This window comes from Aliivibrio sp. A6, assembly GCF_028765505.1.
In the GTDB taxonomy this organism is placed as follows: Bacteria; Pseudomonadota; Gammaproteobacteria; order Enterobacterales; family Vibrionaceae; genus Aliivibrio; species Aliivibrio finisterrensis_A.
Genome location: NZ_JARACR010000027.1, coordinates 23,871 through 41,540 on the forward strand (window position 1 = coordinate 23,871; position 17,670 = coordinate 41,540).

The following is a 17,670-nucleotide window of genomic DNA, read 5'->3' on the forward strand; positions in this document are numbered from 1 at the left end:
GAAAATCGTGAGTGAAAATAACAAAGATGGTAAAAACAGCCTTTGTGTCATATCAATGATAGAAGTTTATAAAGTGAGATCTTATCTCAATTTATAGAATTAAAACCATTATAAGCAACAATATAATTCAATAAGTGAATACATCCAGTCATCACAATGATTATATGAATGAGCCTCTGTTAAAACAAGTAACACTTTAAATCATTGATAAATAATTAATTATTTATCAATCGTTATTTTTATGAGAGATAAGTTTACCTTCTGTTAAAGAAACATGTTATGGTTTAGGAGAATGAAGTTGAAAGGAGAAGGATTACCATGAAACCTGAATTTATATATAAAGTACCCGCTGAGCTAGGAACAAAAGGCCAAGCAACTGCAGAAAGAGAAGCAGAAACACTTTACTCTGAACTATTAGGTAAAGGTGCGCGAAACATGACCGAAATTAAGGTAGAGCTAAGAGACTCTAACGTTGTTTCAAGCTGGGTAATTGATGGCGAAAGATACTATAATAATTGATTTTTCTATACCTATTTAAAATAAAAAGGGCCACTTATTTGTGGCCCTTTTTCAATTAAATGCTTTCAATAAACCTTGCTATCACTCTTTACCGAAAACGTTGTTCTCTTGCTCTTGTACTCGGATGAAAGTAGTACGCTTAGTTAGCTCTTTAAGCTGCGCCGCGCCTACGTATGTACAAGTTGAACGTACACCGCCAAGGATGTCAGAAATCGTTGTATGAACTGAACCACGGAATGGTAATAGTACGGTTTTACCTTCAGCTGCACGGTACTTAGCAACACCACCTGAGTGCTTGTCCATCGCGCTTTGTGAAGACATTCCATAGAATTTCATGAACTGCTTACCGTCTTGCTCGATAACTTCACCACCTGACTCTTCGTGACCAGCTAGCATACCGCCTAGCATTACGAAATCAGCACCGCCACCGAACGCTTTAGACACGTCACCAGCACATGAACAGCCGCCGTCACCAATGATACGACCACCAAGGCCGTGCGCTGCGTCAGCACATTCAATGATTGCAGAAAGTTGTGGGTAACCAACACCTGTTTTAACGCGTGTAGTACATACAGAACCTGGGCCAATACCTACTTTAACGATATCAGCACCAGCTAGGATAAGTTCTTCAACCATATCACCAGTAACAACATTACCAGCAGAAATCACTTTGTCTGGGAATTCAGCACGTACTTTCTCTACATATTGAACTAAATGCTCAGAGTAACCGTTTGCGATATCGATACAAATAAAGATTAAGTCATCTGTTAATGCCATGATATCTTTTGTCTTTTGGAAATCTGCTTCAGATGTACCCGTAGAAACCATTGAATTTTTAAGAACAGATGCATCGTTCTCTTTTACAAAACCAGCCCAATCTTCAACAGTGTAGTGTTTATGTATCGCCGTCATTACACCGTGCTCAGAAAGCGCTTTAGCCATAGCGAAACTACCAACAGAATCCATATTAGCTGCAATTACTGGTGTACCAGACCATTGACGTCCACTGTGTTTGAATGTAAACTCGCGGGTTAATTCGACTTGAGAGCGACTTTTCAGTGTTGAACGCTTAGGACGAAACAGTACATCTTTGAAGCCTAACTTTAATTCTTGTTCGATACGCATGATAAATTCCTCGTATTATCGATAGTGGCTCTACTATCTCTTGTTGCCTTTGGCAGAAGGCAGTTAACAATCCAAGATAGCAGGCACAAAAAAACCGGGGCGCTGGCAGGCGCTCCGGTTTTCAGTATTATAGGGCCGGAAACTTATTCTGCAAGCCTGATAATTCAATTTTTTTTATGATACTATTGATAAATCTGCAAACAAAAGCCAACAAACAGAACACTTCACCTAAAACAGCAGAATAAGCAAAATATAACTCTAACAGACTGCACTAAAACAGCAGGATATATAAACCATCATTCTGATAAGATTTTAAGATATTTTTACAAAGTAAACGTTTGCGGTAATCGATTAAAAATCACGAGTGATCTATATCTCATTTTTTTAATCGATTGATGAACGTTAATGAAAAAACTTGTGATATAATCTTGGAAAATTCACTTATTAACTGATCTTTAATTCATGAAGTTTCCTGGCCAACGTAAGTCTAAACACTATTTTCCTGTTCACACTCGCGATCCATTAGTGAATCAAATCAAACAAACGCCTAAACTTGAACGCACCCACCTTATTGGTGTTGGTCAAACCATTGTCGACATTGAAGCTAAGGTCGATGATGATTTCTTAGCGCGTCACCAGTTAAGTAAAGGTCATTCACTGGTTCTTGAAGAATCAAAAGCAGAAGCTTTATATAAAGAACTGTTTGAAAGAAACTTGATCAGTCATGAGTATCCTGGTGATACCATTGGTAATACCCTTCATAACTACTCAGTGTTAGCAGACAGCAAATCTATCCTGCTTGGCGTTATGAGTGAAAACATCAAAATCGGCTCTTACGCTTATCGTTACTTATGTAATACAACAAGCCGTATGGACTTAGATCACCTACAACCAGTTCAAGGCCCTATCGGTCGTTGTTACACCTTGATTTCTGAAGATGGCGAACGCACGTTTGCAATCAATGAAGGTGACATGAACCAACTGTGCCCTGCTCACGTTCCTGAGCATATCTTTGAAAAAGCCTCTGCTTTAGTGATTTCTTCTTATCTAGTTCGTGGTAAAGAAGGCGATCCTATGATGGATGCAGTTCAAAAAGCGATTGATTGTGCAAAATCTCATAACGTTCCTGTAGTTCTAACTCTAGGCACTAAGTACGTTATCGAAGGCAAAGCAGAATGGTGGCAAGCTTTCTTAAAAGAAAATGTAACGGTTGTTGCAATGAACGAAGAAGAAGCTGAAGCCCTTACTGGTGAGAAAGATCCCCTACTAGCAGCAGATAAAGCATTAGAGTGGGTTGACTTAGTACTTTGTACTGCGGGTCCTGTTGGTTTATACATGGCTGGCTTTACAGAAGAAAGCATTAAACGCGAAACGGACAAGCCACTTCTTCCTGGTAACATCCCTGAATTCAACCGTTTTGAATACAGCCGCCCAATGATGAAAGCACAATGTACCAAACCAATTAAAGTGTCTTCTCACATTGCCCCTTACATGGGTGGCCCAATGGAGATTAAAAACACTAATGGTGCAGGCGATGCAGCATTATCTGCTTTACTTCATGACATGGCTGCAAATTACTACCATAAAGAGAATGTGCCAAACTCAAGTAAGCACGATGCAGAATATTTAACTTACTCTTCTTTCTCTCAAATTTGTAAGTATTCAAACCGTGCAAGCTACGAAGTATTAACTCAACACTCACCACGTTTATCTAAATCAATGCCTGAACGTGAAGATTGTTTAGAAGAAGCATACTGGGAGCGTTAAGCTAAAACCTTATTGTTCCTTCATAAAAAAATCCGACGCCAAACGTCGGATTTTTTGTATCTGTAATACGACTTTTAACTGGCTATTTAAGTACGGTAAAGCACCTTCACTACATGCCAACCAAATTTAGTTTTTACTAGGTGCGGGACAAGAGTTTCACCACTAAAGCACACTTTATCAAACTGCGGTACCATTTGGCCTTTCTTAAATTCACCTAAATCACCGCCTTTTTTACCAGAAGGGCAGCTCGAGTATTTCTTTGCTAATACGTGAAATTTAGCGCCTTTTTTAAGCTGCTGAATAATGTCTTCTGCTTGTTCTTTATGTTTAACAAGAATGTGTAGCGCAGCTGCAGTGCTAGCCATGAATACCTCAAAATGATTCTAGATAAATTAGTGTTAATTATATCGTTTATTCGCTATCAATTGATAGTCTCACCTTTAAAAACCGTCTCAAAAAAACTACAATTAGATTCATAAAAATAATCATTTTCAGAAGGCCATTACTTATGAAAAGCAAAGCGAATCAATCGCAAGGTATGCTGCTTTTTAAACTCACGCTAACTCAACGTTTTGCTATTGGTACGTTGAAAGTTCGTGAGATCGTACCTTTTCAAGCGTTGACTTCCATTCCCTACTCGCACCACCACGTATTAGGGACCGCAACCATTCGTGATATGGCAATTCCAATCATTGATATGTCTGCTGCAGTTGGCTTTAGAGCACTTCATCAAGACGAATTTAAAGATTGCTATATTATCATCACCGACTGTATGCGCACTGTAGTTGGCTTTGCAGTAAGAGCAATAGATAAAATTATTGAGTGTGACTGGAAAGCAATTGAATCCTCACCAAAAACGGCGGGGTCTAATGTATTTGTAACAGGCATAACTCGTGTTGAAGATAACATAGTACAGCTGCTTGATGTTGAGCTTCTATTATCAAAAATCTACCCAGAAGATACCTCAAATTTATACCCAATTTTATCTGATGTAGAAAGAGAAAAGCTAAAGCCATTAAATATCTTATTAGTTGATGACTCTTTTGTTGCTCGTAAACAACTGTCGACAGCATTAGATAGCATTAATATCCCTTACCAAGTCGCAATAAACGGATTAGATGCTTATGAAATGCTAAAGAAAGCTTCTGATGAAGGGAATCCATATAATATCGTGGTAAGCGATATTGAAATGCCGGGATTAGATGGCTATGAATTAGCATTTGAAATCCAAAATGACGCTCGATTGAAAGACGCTTATGTGATCCTTCATACTTCCCTATCAAGTGAGATCTGTGTTGAGCAGGCACATCAAGTTGGGGCTCATGAAGCGTTAACGAAATTTGAAGCTACGGAATTAGTTCAAGCCATGCTACGCGGTGCAAATCATAACAATCGACAAGTTGCCTAGTTATACCAATGCCAGTAGTGAACAAAAATTACAGATACAAAAAAACGCGTTACCTTAGCTAGGTTAACGCGTTTTTATTTTCTACTATAAGCAGTTTTTAAAACAAGCTAATCAAAAAACTTAAAAGTATAAACGTATTACAGAAACAGCAACACAACCTGGACGGCGACATTTTTCGATTTCGACTTTCACTTCAGTTTCAATTTCTAAGCCACGCTTGATCGGCGTTACCGACATTAGCGTACTTCTTGCACGAATTCGCTTACCCGCTTTTACAGGATATGGAAAACGTACCTTGTTTAAACCGTAGTTTACGGTCATTTTAGCCGTAGGGAACAGTAAATTATCACTACCTACGTTATCCGTCAGTTTTGACAACATAGACAAAGTTAAAAATCCATGTGCAATCGGTGTTTTAAATGGTGATTCTGCTGATGCTCTTTCTGGATCAGTATGGATCCATTGCATATCCTCAGTGACTGCACCAAAACTATTAATGCGTTCTTGATCCATCATTGACCAATCGCCAATATGGATTTCTTCGCCCAAACGAGCGGTTAACTCTTCAAATACAGCTTGAGTATCTAAGTTCATTTCAATTGGCTCAGGTTGAACAGCCGCACTTTGCTGCTCATTAACAGCGCGCTTATGCTCTTTAACCCACGAAATAATGTGAATGTTGTTGGCTTTATTTAAAAATTCAATCCAGTAATCTTTTATGGTTGGTGACATCCAATCTTTTAATTCAAAGGGATGTTTCGCCAGATATTCACGCTTATGCTTTAGAAAATCGACAACCTTCATAGAGAAACCTTATTTGATATCTAATCGTAAAAACAATGTTTAAGTGCCATGTATATAATTGTGTTACAGGTCACGTTTTTTTGCAAACATTTTCCGAGCATACAAGCGTTCGCTGAGTTGCGATAAAGATTTGAAATTCATATAGATAGACCAATATGCACAGTGTACAATTAATTTCAAAAATCAGACATATCTTCTACTTTATAAAGAGAAATCCGTGCTTGTACTTTTTTCACAGACAAAAAAAAGAGCATAGCTATATACTCTTTTTGCTCTATTCATTCATTTCTATTAGCGTGATTAGGAGCCTCTAGCTCTAATAAACTAACCTCTATAGTAGCGTTGCGGTACAAACGGCATTTTCTCTACCGTCATTGCTAATTTTTTACCACGAACCTCTGCGAACACTTCTGTACCAATAATGGCTAGATCTGCTCTTACATACCCCATAGAAACCGGCTTTCCTGCTGTTGGACCTGCGGTACCTGAGGTCACAATGCCAATCTCATTATCAGCCGCATCAAATAACTTGCAGCCTTCACGCACTGGCGCTTTACTTTGCCCCACTAAACCAACACGTTTACGATTCACATCTTTCGTTTCGATTTGCTTTAAGATGATATCTGCACCAGGGAACCCACCTGCACGCTCACCGTCCGCACGACGATTTTTACTGATACCCCATAGTAAACTTGCTTCTACTGGCGTCGTAGTTGTATCTAAATCATGACCGTATAAACATAAACCACACTCAAGACGCAGAGAATCTCGCGCACCAAGACCAATCCACTCCACCTCTTCAAAAGACGTTAATGCCTCTGCAAGCTCTACCGCTTTATCATTTGGCACGGAGATTTCATAACCATCCTCACCTGTATACCCAGAGCGGCTGATATAGCACTCAATGCCATTAATCTCAATAACTGCTGTATCCATAAACAACATAGAAGCAACCGATGGTTGAAGTCGTGATAATACATCAGCCGCTTGAGGACCTTGTAATGCCAATAAAGCACGATCGTCAATCACTTCAAGCTCAACACCTTCAGGAAGATTTGCTTGTAGATGCGCAATGTCTTGTTCTTTACATGCCGCATTCACAACAACAAACAGGTGATCGCCAAAATTAGCCACCATCAAGTCATCCATAATACCGCCCGCATCATTAGTGAAAAATGCATAACGTTGTTTCTGAGAAGGAAGATCAATAATATCAACAGGTACTAGTGCTTCTAGTGCAGCAGCTGCCCCTTCACCTTTTAAGCGAAGCTGCCCCATATGCGATACATCAAACAGGCCAACGGCATCACGAGTATGAAGATGTTCTTTTTTTACGCCTAGGGGATACTGAACAGGCATTTCATATCCTGCAAAAGGGACCATTTTTGCGCCAGCAGCGACGTGCATATCAAAAAGTGCCGTTTTATTTAGTTGTTCTGACATTCTTCTTTCTCCATTTGCCTGATATTGGCTAAGTGTGTCGGTTATTCTTGGGATCTAGGTTTCTAATAAATAGTGGATTGTGATTCATCGATTGCAGGTTACTTAGCGGTAACCCAGAGGATATGAGCGTCTTCCTCACTGATGGATACCAATACGTGTCCCATACTGGCATCGTAATAAACACTGTCCCCTACCGCTAAATTGACTGGCTCGTAAAATTCGCTGTAAAAACAAACCTCACCTTCTAAAACCAATAAAAATTCTTCTCCGTCATGGCGGACCCATTCGGCATAAGCATCAAAGTCTCTTGCACGAATACGACTTTTAAATGGCATCATCCTTTTATTAGATAATTGTGTTGCCAATAATTCATGCTCATAGGTCGCCGTTGGGTGAGGCTTACCTTGCTGCGAAAGCGTTATATCTCGACGCCCTACCGCCCCTTTTTGTTTTGGCGGCTCAAATATTTGAGGTATGGCGATATCCAACCCACTTGCGAGTTTTTGTAATGCTTGAAATGTGGGTGAAATCTGTTCGTTTTCAATTTTTGATAACGTAGAGCGAGCAAGTCCAGTTCGTTTACTCGCCTCTTCTAATGTTAATCCAAGTTGAATTCGGATATCTTTTAATCGCTTACCAAGATCAAGCGGTGCAATCGATTGCTCTTCGTTATTTTTCTCAATTTTAACGATTTTTGCTTCTGCCATAACATTCTGAGGATTACTCAAACGGCGCTCCTTGCTCATTAAGTATTCAATCTACCTTTGTAATACTCATCTTATCAGGAGAAAATTGCGAGATAAAAAGCAACAAGAATGCTGAAAAAGTGCGCTAGGTAGCAAAATGGGAAACAAAGTTTCTTATTGGAAACTTGACGGTTGAATGTTGCATTTCACACTTGTATGTTTACCAGATGTAATCTAATGGTCGTTATTAATACAGATAACACCTTGTTGAGTTCCACTTAATATAATTCGCTTAAGACAATTCACACTGGAGAAGTATCATGGAAAAAGATCTTAAATTTACAGCAAGCCACGAATGGGTTCGTGATAATGGTGATGGTACAGTAACCGTTGGTATCTCAAACCACGCTCAAGGACTACTTGGTGATGTTGTATTTGTTGACCTACCTGATGTAGATGACGAAGTAACGGCAGAAGAAAACTTCTCTTTAGTTGAATCAGTAAAAGCAGCGTCTGATATCTATGCACCTGTTTCTGGTGTGATTGTTGAAATCAATGAAGAGCTAGAAGACAGTCCAGAACTTGTTAATGAAGAACCGTATGAAGGTGGTTGGATTGCTAAAATTAAACTGTCTGATGAAGGTCAATTAGAAAGCCTAATTCCGGGCGATCAATACCTTGAAAGCATCGAAGAAGAATAAAAATAATTTAAAGGATTAAGATCATGAGTCAGCTTCTTCAACAATTAGGCACGGATAACGAGTTTATTCGCCGCCACAATGGTCCCGCTTCTTCACAGCATCAACATATGCTCAATACGGTTGGCGCTGAAACACTAGAAAAATTAATCGAAGAAACCGTACCAAGCTCAATTCGTTTACCTCAGCCAATGCAGTTACCTCACGGCCTTTCTGAAAATGCCATGCTTGCTGAGTTAAAACAGATCGCTCAACAAAATACGCTCAATACAAGCTACATCGGCCAAGGCTATTACAACACGCACACACCGAATGTGATTTTGCGTAATGTATTAGAAAACCCAGGTTGGTATACCGCGTATACACCTTACCAACCAGAGATATCTCAAGGTCGTTTAGAAGCGCTATTAAATTACCAACAAATGGTGATGGATTTAACTGGTCTTGATATTGCCAATGCCTCTTTACTTGATGAAGCAACGGCGGCGGCAGAAGCAATGACGCTATGTAAACGCGGTGGAAAGAGCAAGAGTAATACCTTCTTTGTGGCAGATGATGTTCACCCACAAACACTAGCGGTGATTAAAACCCGTGCGAAATTCATCGGTTTTGACGTTGTTGTTGATACTGACTCAAACTTAGATTCACATGATGTGTTTGGTGCCCTACTTCAATACCCTGGCACAACGGGTGAAGTAAAAGACTTATCAACACTGATTGAACAAGCTCAAGCGAAAAAAACCTTAGTTGTTGTAGCTACGGACCTTCTTGCTTCTGTGCTTCTTAAACCAGTGGGTGAAATGGGTGCAGATATTGCGATTGGTAGTGCACAGCGCTTTGGCGTACCAATGGGATACGGCGGCCCACACGCAGCATTCATGGCAACACGTGAAAAATTAAAACGTTCAATGCCAGGTCGAATTATTGGTGTATCGGTTGATTCAAAAGGCAACCAAGCACTGCGTATGGCAATGCAAACACGTGAACAGCATATTCGTCGTGAGAAAGCGACATCAAACATTTGTACTGCACAAGCGCTGCTTGCAAACATGGCTTCTTTCTACGCGGTTTACCACGGTCCTGAAGGTTTAAAAACCATTGCTCGTCGTGTACACCACTTCACGGCTATCGTTGCAAAAGCACTTCAATCAGCAGGATTTGAGTTAGCACATCAAAGCTTCTTTGATACGTTAACGGTTAAAACTGAGCAACAAACAGACATTCTTTACACTAAAGCATTAGCAGCAAGCATCAACCTACGTAAGTTTGATACTCAGCTTGGTATCAGCTTTGATGAAACCACCACGGTTTCTGATTTAGTTGCACTACTGGCAGTATTTGGTGTTGATAATGCAGAGTGTGATACGCTTTCTAATGAAGTCGGTGCAGATGAGTTTGCTGCTATCCCTGAAGCGTGCCGTCGTACTTCTTCATTTTTAACCCACCCAGTGTTCAACACGCACCACAGCGAAACACAAATGTTGCGTTACTTGAAAAAACTGGAAAACAAAGATTTTTCACTAACTCACGGTATGATCCCGCTTGGATCTTGTACGATGAAGTTAAACGCTGTGGCTGAAATGCTTCCGGTAACATGGCCTGAATTTGGTGGTATTCACCCATTCGCACCATTAAACCAAGCTGCTGGCTACACAACGTTAGCAACATCACTAAAATCAATGCTGTGTGAAATTACAGGCTACGATGAGTTTTCTCTACAACCTAACTCTGGAGCTTCTGGTGAATACGCAGGTCTAATTGCCATTCAGCGTTATCATCAAAGCCGTGGTGAAGCTCATCGAAATGTCTGCTTAATCCCAAGCTCTGCACACGGAACTAACCCTGCAACGGCTTCAATGGTATCAATGAAAGTGGTGGTGGTGAAATGTGATGATAACGGCAATATCGATATGATCGATTTAGCTGAAAAAATCGCTAAACACCAAGAAAACTTATCAAGTATCATGATCACCTATCCTTCTACACATGGCGTATACGAAGAGCAAGTACGCGAAGTATGCGATATGGTTCATGAAGCTGGCGGTCAAGTGTATCTTGATGGTGCCAACATGAATGCACAAGTTGGCTTAACAAGCCCAGGCTTTATTGGTTCTGATGTATCTCATCTAAACTTACATAAAACCTTCTGTATTCCACACGGCGGTGGCGGCCCGGGTATGGGGCCTATTGGTGTTAAATCTCACCTAGCGCCTTTCCTACCGGGTCACTCTGAAAACGGCGCTCAAGGGTCAGATTACGCGGTTTCTGCAGCGGATCTAGGCAGTGCCTCTATTCTTCCTATCTCATGGGCATACATTGCTATGATGGGTGAAGTCGGCCTAACTGAAGCGACTAAAGTGGCGATATTAAATGCCAACTACGTAATGGAGCATCTACGTCCGCACTACCCTGTTCTGTACCGTGGTACCAATGGCCGTATCGCGCACGAATGTATTATTGATATCCGTCCGCTTAAAGAAGCAACAGGTATTAGTGAAGAAGACATTGCAAAACGTTTGATGGACTTTGGTTTCCATGCGCCAACCATGTCATTCCCAGTGGCGGGTACGTTAATGATTGAGCCAACAGAATCTGAAGACTTAGCAGAGCTTGATCGTTTCTGTGAGGCAATGATTGCGATTCGTGAAGAGATGAATAAAGTTCAACAAGGCGAATGGCCGCTAGACAATAACCCACTTGTTAATGCACCGCATACTCAAGTGGATCTAATGTCTGATGAGTGGGGTCACCCATACACTCGTGAAGTGGCGTGTTTCCCATCAACTCAAGCAAAAGCCTCTAAATACTGGCCAACAGTTAACCGTGTGGATAATGTATTTGGTGATCGAAACTTGATTTGTTCTTGTCCAAGCATTGATAATTATGCAGAATAATATTCTGTAGTTATAAGAAAAACCAGTACAAACAAACGGCGGGCCACTTGGTTCGCCTTTTTTTATATCTAAAAAAGTTATTAATCAAATGGTTAGAATGAAAAATAGATTAAAATATTTATTAAAAAAATGACTAAGAGCACAAACAAAAGCTAGTAACCTGATAATCTCTGTGTAAGAATTTGCCGCTTTTAAAAAAGCACATATAATTAAAATTAAGCGTTTCTCTCTTTTATTGGCTACTGATGGCACAGCATGACTCACCGACTAAATTCGAGCTTGTAAAACCATCACCTATGGGAATAGTTTCATTTGAAAACAAACCTGAACTCAAAACTGTTTAGTTCCGCATTCTTAGCGTTTATCAGATCATCACATCAAAAATTTAAAGCTAGCCACTTAGCTTCTCATTCTTATATTTATGATCTTTCTGCTATTGCACTATTATTACTTCCCTTAACACTCTCTAATGCAATCGCCGTACTTTTGGGCCACACTTTTAATCAGCTCGACTATGCTGCCGCTTCAAATTTATTTTTTCATTTGTCTAACCTATTGATCAATATTTATCCGCTCTCATTTTGTGTTATTGCAGGGTATTATTTATCTCATAAGACAACCTTTAGTAGCGCATCATTTATTATTTATTCCGTTACTCTTTTTTATCTACTCTCAATAGAAAGTGGTAGCTTATCGGCGTCTTTTAACTTTCCGAATAATCCATTACTGGCATTACTAAGCGCCTCGATTACCTATTTATATTGCTATCGTTTCAATTTACAGCAGCTTGAACCACAATCTCTCGATTTTTCATCCCGTTTATTCAAGCATGTTTTCCATTTCTTTCTCTTTACTAGTTCAGCCTTATTTTTGTCTAAAATAATGGCTAAATTAGTCACTTATTTTACTGCATTGATTGGCAGTATGAATGCCGATCCTTTAACTTTCTCTGGCGGGATCGTATATCAAACGATACTCGGACTACTGGGGGCAATTGGTATTAATGGTCATAATATGCTGTTTACGATTAAACAGACTATTTATGCCGATACACAACAAAACATGGCGGACTGGGCTGCAGGTGAAGCTTCCCTTAATATTATTAACCAGGGCTTTTACGATGCTTTTTTATCGATGGGAGGATCGGGGAATACAATAAGCTTACTATTATGTATCTTGCTATTTTCTAAAGAGAAAAACCATATCATGCTTGCCCTAACCGCCTTGCCTTTGGTTATGTTCAATATCAATGAAGTTCTTTTATTTGGCTTACCTATTATCTTTAATCCATTGCTAATTGTGCCATTCGTCGCTCTGCCTATAATCAGTTTTTTAATGACTTATTTAGCGATCTTCTCAGGTATCATCTCACCAGTCACCAATATCGTTGACTGGATGACACCTCCATTATTTAGTGGCTATATTGCTATGGGAGATAATATTGAAGGCACCCTACTACAGCTTGTCATTATTATTACTGGTATATTTGTTTACCGCCCATTCTACCTTGCGTTTGCGGGTAAATATGCGCTGCATAATAAATCTTCGATTACAAATGCCTCAGTAGAGAAATCAATATTTCAGCACTTATTAACCAATGTAAGAACGTCTGCAGCAAGCAGCTTAGTGCACTCATCTGCTCAAAAACGTTTATCTCAAATGCTTCATAAAGATGGCTTTGTAATGTACTACCAATTATTACAACCGATTGTGAAAAAAGACGCCATTTCATTTGAAGCCTTATTACGTTATCAAGACAGTGCTGGAAATATCTGTCCTCCAACCTTTATTAGTGATTTTCAACTACTAAAAATGATGCCTACACTAGACAAGTTAGTTATTGATAAAGTCTTGGCAGATATGCAAAAAATGCCCCTTTCTCAAAATCAACGTATTGCCATCAATATTTCGGTTGCTTCAATAGAAGAAGAGGGATTTGCAGAGCATTTGATTAGCAGATTAGAGTACTTCTCTATCCCGCCACAATGGTTAGAAATTGAAATCACCGAAGAGGCTATTTTAAATAACAGTGATAATCTACTGAATACTCTAGAAATTTTAAGATCGTACGGAATAAAGATTGCTATGGATGACTTTGGAACGGGTTACGCCTCGTTTCCTCATCTATTAAAATACCCATTTGATAAAATCAAATTAGATCGCTCTTTATTACTAGACGCAACTACACCAAAAGGAAAGCAGCTTTATCAATTAATTACCAAGATGGGACATATTGCTGAGTGTGACGTTGTTGCTGAAGGTATTGAAACAGAAGAAGAGTTTAAGTTTGTTGTCGATTGCGGGGTTGATAAAATCCAGGGCTTCCTTATTTCAAGGCCTATGCCCCTATCTGATGTTCAGAAATTATTAAAACTACAAGACCGAATTCAGTCATAGAGCTGATAAAGGGGATAAGGACAGTCCCCTTTACCACATCACCAACACTGCCGCGATAGCAAATAAAAGCAACGCCAGCATATCTTTACGCTTAATCCCCTCTTTTAACCAAAAGAAAGAAATCAACATAGTAAAGAATACTTCCACTTGGCCCAGTGTCTTCACTAAGGGAACGGTTTGCAGTGACATAGCGCTAAACCAACCAAGAGAGCCAATAAAGCTTGCGATGCTAGTCATTACCACCAATTTAGGTTTGGTAAACATCGTTATTAATGTCTTACGATCTTTAGCTAACATGTAACCCACAAGTAATATTGTTTGTAAACAAATCACCAGCAACAACACCCAAGCTGCGCGATGTGGAAACGGTAAATCGATGGTAAGACTTGCTTCTCTTACCCAAAGGGATGTTAAAGCAAAAGAAGTACTGCACGCGAGTCCGATTAATGCGGTTTTTAGAGAAATACTTTTAATACCATTTGGACAACTCAACATAAAGACCGCAATGGCTCCAACAGCCACACCGGCCCAGCCTAATAGTGATAATGAGGTACCAAAGAAGAGTACTCCTAAAAATGCAGCAACAGGCGCTTCACTTTTTGCAAGACCAGCACCAATCGCAAAGTTTTTCTGTTTAAACAACACCACCATTAGCCCCGTCGCGACTATTTGCATGATGGATGCCCCAATAATGTAGAGATAAGAATAAGCAGTAAACGTCGGAATAGAGACAGGGTCATAATAATACAGAGCAAACAAATAGAGCACCGCTAACGGACCTGCCCACAAGAAACGTGACAAGGTAACGCCAGTCACGTTCATTTCTTTGCTTAATCGACTTTGAAACGCATTGCGCCATGATTGGCTAAATGCTGCCAATAACGTAAATAATATCCAGCTCACAATAATCCTTTATAAACCATCCTTGTGACTACATAGTACCTTAGCTTTCGTTAATGTTCTTATGTTTCAAGTATTGATTATTTATTGCGCGTATTACCCATAATTAAATACACAAAATCCAATCCACTGATAAACTAAAGGAGCGTCTCCTCATCACAGATGAAAACCACCTCAGCAGAGATTTGATACGTCGCCCCTGATTTTACCCCATCAGAATGCACCTTTATTTTCTCAAATAAATCAGGTATTAGCTTATCTTTTAATGATTTATGTAACCCCGTCAGTGATTGACGGACAAAATCTTTCGTTAACGTAGCTAACTCTGCATGATCTTTTTGTCGCCATTGCCCTTCATCTTCCAACCCCATGGTTTTATATAAACGAACATCGGCTTTCATTTTATCGAGCACAGTTAAATAATCTATCGTTTGTGTTTTATCGTCTTCAAAGTAACGACCCAACACGGCTTTACGGTTATCTTTAAGTAAAAAGAACAGGTAAATAGCCAACAGCTTGCCCGTTAATTGAATTTTCACCCCTGCGACTTCAACCGTTTTTTCTGTTGTTGAAATACTCACTCTAACTTGAGTGTTATTGGCACTATTTAACGCCGACACGGTTTTAGAAAATGAATGCGTTTCCATTTGATTAATAATACGCTCATCCACCTGACGACGCATGCGTACAAATGGAATTTCAGCTAACGTTACCGTCGCCTCTTTGGCATTAATGGCTTTACCCTGCTTGCCTTGTATAAAGCAATCAACAGGCGTTGGGTAATAAAAATCGCTAACAAACTCAAACTCGTCATCCACAAAAACATGGCTTAATACATCTTGCTCTCGGCCATACAAAGACATGGCATAACCCATATAAAATGCCATGGTTTTGCGACCGCCCGCAATAGAGGCGTGAATCGCTACCTCATTGTCTTGAGTTAACAATGCCACTTTACGAGTAATAAAATCCGCCATAATGGATTGGTCATCTACGCCTTTTGCATCCACAAGCGCATTGCCATTATCATCGGTAATCACCCAGATATGATCAGTGTTAAAAGTAATGGGTGGCAAGTGATAATCAGCCATTAACTTATCCCAATAGCCTTGTACAAACAGCCCTTCTTCTAGCGTCTGTTTTGAATCTTCAGTGGTAATAACATACACCGCTTCAGGCATGGGTTTACCTTGCGTATGCAGGGCATAAATCGTCTCTGTTAATACTTGGGGACTGGCGCCAGTAACGGCGATAAGGATATTTTTCATGGGGCCTTTAAATGTAAAAAGGGTAACAATTATTATTACCCTTTATTGGTCAGTTACTTATTCATTTCTTTAAATTGGGCTTCAATGATTTCGCCTTCTTGTCGCCAAAGATTAAATTTATCTCTACGAACTTCTTGCATTTCAATACAATCTTGCAATTCACACATTGATTGCATTAATTCTGCTTTTTTAGGAAAAAATGTAACCATAAAATTATCACTATCGATAATACTTAACAATTCTTTACGTTGATTTTCAAAATCACCAACCATGTTATCTATTGATTTTATAAACTCTTGTTGTTTTTTGTGCTCACTCCATGAACTCCACATTTCAAGCGCAACACCAACAAAAAGTAATGCTCCATTAATACCTTTAGCTAAATTAACAGCTCCCCAAGGTTTAAATTTAAGCATTTTAGCAAGGTCTACTCCCACCAATTTACCAGCACTAACTAAACCATCACGAGCTAATAAGATATTTTTATTATTAATAAAGTTACCTTTTAGTACAAAATTCACCCCCTGCTTACCCATCAAGGTGACGGTTTCATTATAACTCTTCACTTCGTTAGATATATTAGTTTGTAATTGCTGTATCTCACCAGAAAGCGTACTTATTTGGGCATCAAACTCATTTTGAATTCGAGTATTCAATACCACTCCCTCATTACCGATTTCACGCTCAAAAAAACTAGCAAAGGTATTAATGTCACATCCTTTAACTTGCAAAATTAGATTAGAAAAAATTTTCGAAACAAATTCTCTTAAACCACAGCGAACTTCAACAATTCGAGTGTCGATAAGGTGCATTTGTTTATCTAATCTGATGTTAATAGTACGAAGTCTTTCTAACTCCTCGCCTATCTTTTCATCATTCTGAATTGCTATTGGTAACTGGCGGATAAGCACATCTCGAATCACACTATTCTGAGCTTCAAGTGCAATAGCCATTTGCCCACCATTAGATTTGATTTTTTCTAATGTCGCTGTTTGTAATTTTTCGATATGAGAAAGCTCCTTAAATTTCTGACTGTTATCTAGCCAATATTCTGTTCCCATATCAAAAGGATTTGCAGCCACTGCAACAATTGATAAATTATTTTGCTCTTCTTTATTTAGATGCAAAATATCATTTAATCTTTCTGCTACATTTTGATGTTTGATATTAAAATTCTGGCGATAGTCCCATTCATCCTCTACATCCGCGACTTCATCAAATCGACTTAACACAAATACTGTTCTTGATAACAGATTTAAATCACGAAATAACCAATTTAAGTCATCAGAATGACTCGCTTTAATCGGATTAGTTGAATTCATGACATATAAAATTAAATGAGCCTCACTCACATATTGCTTTGTAATATCTTTATATTGCTCTATTTGTGCAGAGCTTGTATTCAACTTCTCTTTAAAGCCAAATAAACCTGGAGTGTCAATTAATTCACAATTTCCATCAACATTATAAATTTTTACGGCATCAGAAGATTCTTGATGACTAATATTCATTGTTTCAGTATCAAGTTTTTCCATCCAGGCAGCGGCAATTGATGTTTTACCTTCAGAAAAGCCTCCAACCAAAGCTATCTTCAACTTTCCAGAATTAATCGTATTTAGTGCATGGTTTAATTTTTCATGCAAGTTTTCATCAATTCCGGCACCTGCATCTTTGCCTAAATCCAAAAAATTAGTTAATTTATTTAAAATTATTTGAGCCTTTATCTTATTTGCTTCAAATTCTTGAATTGTATTATTCATA

Annotated in this window: 14 protein-coding genes; 6 read left to right on the top strand and 8 right to left on the bottom strand. The window is 39.0% G+C overall.

Annotated elements, in window-relative coordinates; translation table 11 throughout:
* Positions 1-318: 318 nt before the first annotated feature.
* Entirely contained in the window at positions 319-519 is a 201-nt protein-coding gene (locus tag PVK70_RS14750) for a hypothetical protein (RefSeq protein ID WP_130048819.1), read from the top strand.
* Between the two features lie 81 nt (positions 520-600).
* On the opposite strand, the gene PVK70_RS14755 is transcribed toward PVK70_RS14750, so the two are convergent.
* The gene (locus tag PVK70_RS14755; protein WP_130048820.1) at positions 601-1,644 is read right to left on the bottom strand and encodes a GMP reductase; all 1,044 of its coding nucleotides are present in this window, start codon (positions 1,642-1,644) and stop codon (positions 601-603) included.
* A 462-nt stretch (positions 1,645-2,106) separates the two neighbouring features.
* Between PVK70_RS14755 and PVK70_RS14760 the strand changes: the two genes are divergently transcribed.
* A complete protein-coding gene (locus PVK70_RS14760) occupies positions 2,107-3,411 on the top strand; it encodes an inosine/guanosine kinase (protein ID WP_130048821.1) in 1,305 nt (434 codons plus the stop codon).
* 86 nt (positions 3,412-3,497) lie between these two features.
* Here PVK70_RS14760 and PVK70_RS14765 read toward each other — a convergent pair whose 3' ends face one another.
* The gene (locus PVK70_RS14765; protein ID WP_045103769.1) at positions 3,498-3,776 is read right to left on the bottom strand and encodes a peptidylprolyl isomerase; all 279 of its coding nucleotides are present in this window, start codon (positions 3,774-3,776) and stop codon (positions 3,498-3,500) included.
* A gap of 143 nt (positions 3,777-3,919) precedes the next feature.
* Here PVK70_RS14765 and PVK70_RS14770 point away from each other — a divergent pair, with 143 nt between their 5' ends.
* Positions 3,920-4,819 carry a chemotaxis protein gene (locus PVK70_RS14770; RefSeq protein ID WP_130048822.1) on the top strand — a complete coding sequence of 300 codons (900 nt, stop codon included), beginning with the start codon at positions 3,920-3,922 and terminating at the stop codon, positions 4,817-4,819.
* 120 nt (positions 4,820-4,939) lie between these two features.
* Here PVK70_RS14770 and PVK70_RS14775 read toward each other — a convergent pair whose 3' ends face one another.
* The 3 genes from PVK70_RS14775 to PVK70_RS14785 form a co-directional block, all read right to left on the bottom strand.
* Positions 4,940-5,623 carry a MaoC family dehydratase gene (locus tag PVK70_RS14775; RefSeq protein WP_130043743.1) on the bottom strand — a complete coding sequence of 228 codons (684 nt, stop codon included), beginning with the start codon at positions 5,621-5,623 and terminating at the stop codon, positions 4,940-4,942.
* A gap of 324 nt (positions 5,624-5,947) precedes the next feature.
* The gene (gene gcvT, locus PVK70_RS14780; RefSeq protein ID WP_130048823.1) at positions 5,948-7,066 is read right to left on the bottom strand and encodes a glycine cleavage system aminomethyltransferase GcvT; all 1,119 of its coding nucleotides are present in this window, start codon (positions 7,064-7,066) and stop codon (positions 5,948-5,950) included.
* Positions 7,067-7,164: 98 nt separating this feature from the next.
* The gene (locus PVK70_RS14785) at positions 7,165-7,773 is read right to left on the bottom strand and encodes a helix-turn-helix domain-containing protein (RefSeq protein WP_165367219.1); all 609 of its coding nucleotides are present in this window, start codon (positions 7,771-7,773) and stop codon (positions 7,165-7,167) included.
* A gap of 299 nt (positions 7,774-8,072) precedes the next feature.
* Here PVK70_RS14785 and gcvH point away from each other — a divergent pair, with 299 nt between their 5' ends.
* From gcvH to PVK70_RS14800, 3 genes are all read left to right on the top strand, one after another.
* Complete coding sequence (gene gcvH / locus PVK70_RS14790) at positions 8,073-8,453, top strand: glycine cleavage system protein GcvH (protein WP_130043741.1); 381 nt, start codon at positions 8,073-8,075, stop codon at positions 8,451-8,453.
* A gap of 23 nt (positions 8,454-8,476) precedes the next feature.
* Positions 8,477-11,344 (top strand): aminomethyl-transferring glycine dehydrogenase, encoded by a 2,868-nt coding sequence (gene gcvP, locus PVK70_RS14795; RefSeq protein ID WP_130048825.1) that lies wholly within the window; start codon positions 8,477-8,479, stop codon positions 11,342-11,344.
* Between the two features lie 312 nt (positions 11,345-11,656).
* The gene (locus PVK70_RS14800) at positions 11,657-13,741 is read left to right on the top strand and encodes an EAL domain-containing protein (RefSeq protein ID WP_422836545.1); all 2,085 of its coding nucleotides are present in this window, start codon (positions 11,657-11,659) and stop codon (positions 13,739-13,741) included.
* Positions 13,742-13,771: 30 nt separating this feature from the next.
* Here PVK70_RS14800 and PVK70_RS14805 read toward each other — a convergent pair whose 3' ends face one another.
* From PVK70_RS14805 to PVK70_RS14815, 3 genes are all read right to left on the bottom strand, one after another.
* Complete coding sequence (locus PVK70_RS14805; protein ID WP_130048826.1) at positions 13,772-14,644, bottom strand: DMT family transporter; 873 nt, start codon at positions 14,642-14,644, stop codon at positions 13,772-13,774.
* A gap of 134 nt (positions 14,645-14,778) precedes the next feature.
* The gene (gene csm6 / locus PVK70_RS14810) at positions 14,779-15,909 is read right to left on the bottom strand and encodes a CRISPR-associated ring nuclease Csm6 (RefSeq protein ID WP_130048827.1); all 1,131 of its coding nucleotides are present in this window, start codon (positions 15,907-15,909) and stop codon (positions 14,779-14,781) included.
* A gap of 53 nt (positions 15,910-15,962) precedes the next feature.
* Positions 15,963-17,669 (bottom strand): LeoA/HP0731 family dynamin-like GTPase, encoded by a 1,707-nt coding sequence (locus tag PVK70_RS14815; RefSeq protein WP_130048828.1) that lies wholly within the window; start codon positions 17,667-17,669, stop codon positions 15,963-15,965.
* Between the last annotated feature and the right edge of the window lies 1 nt (position 17,670).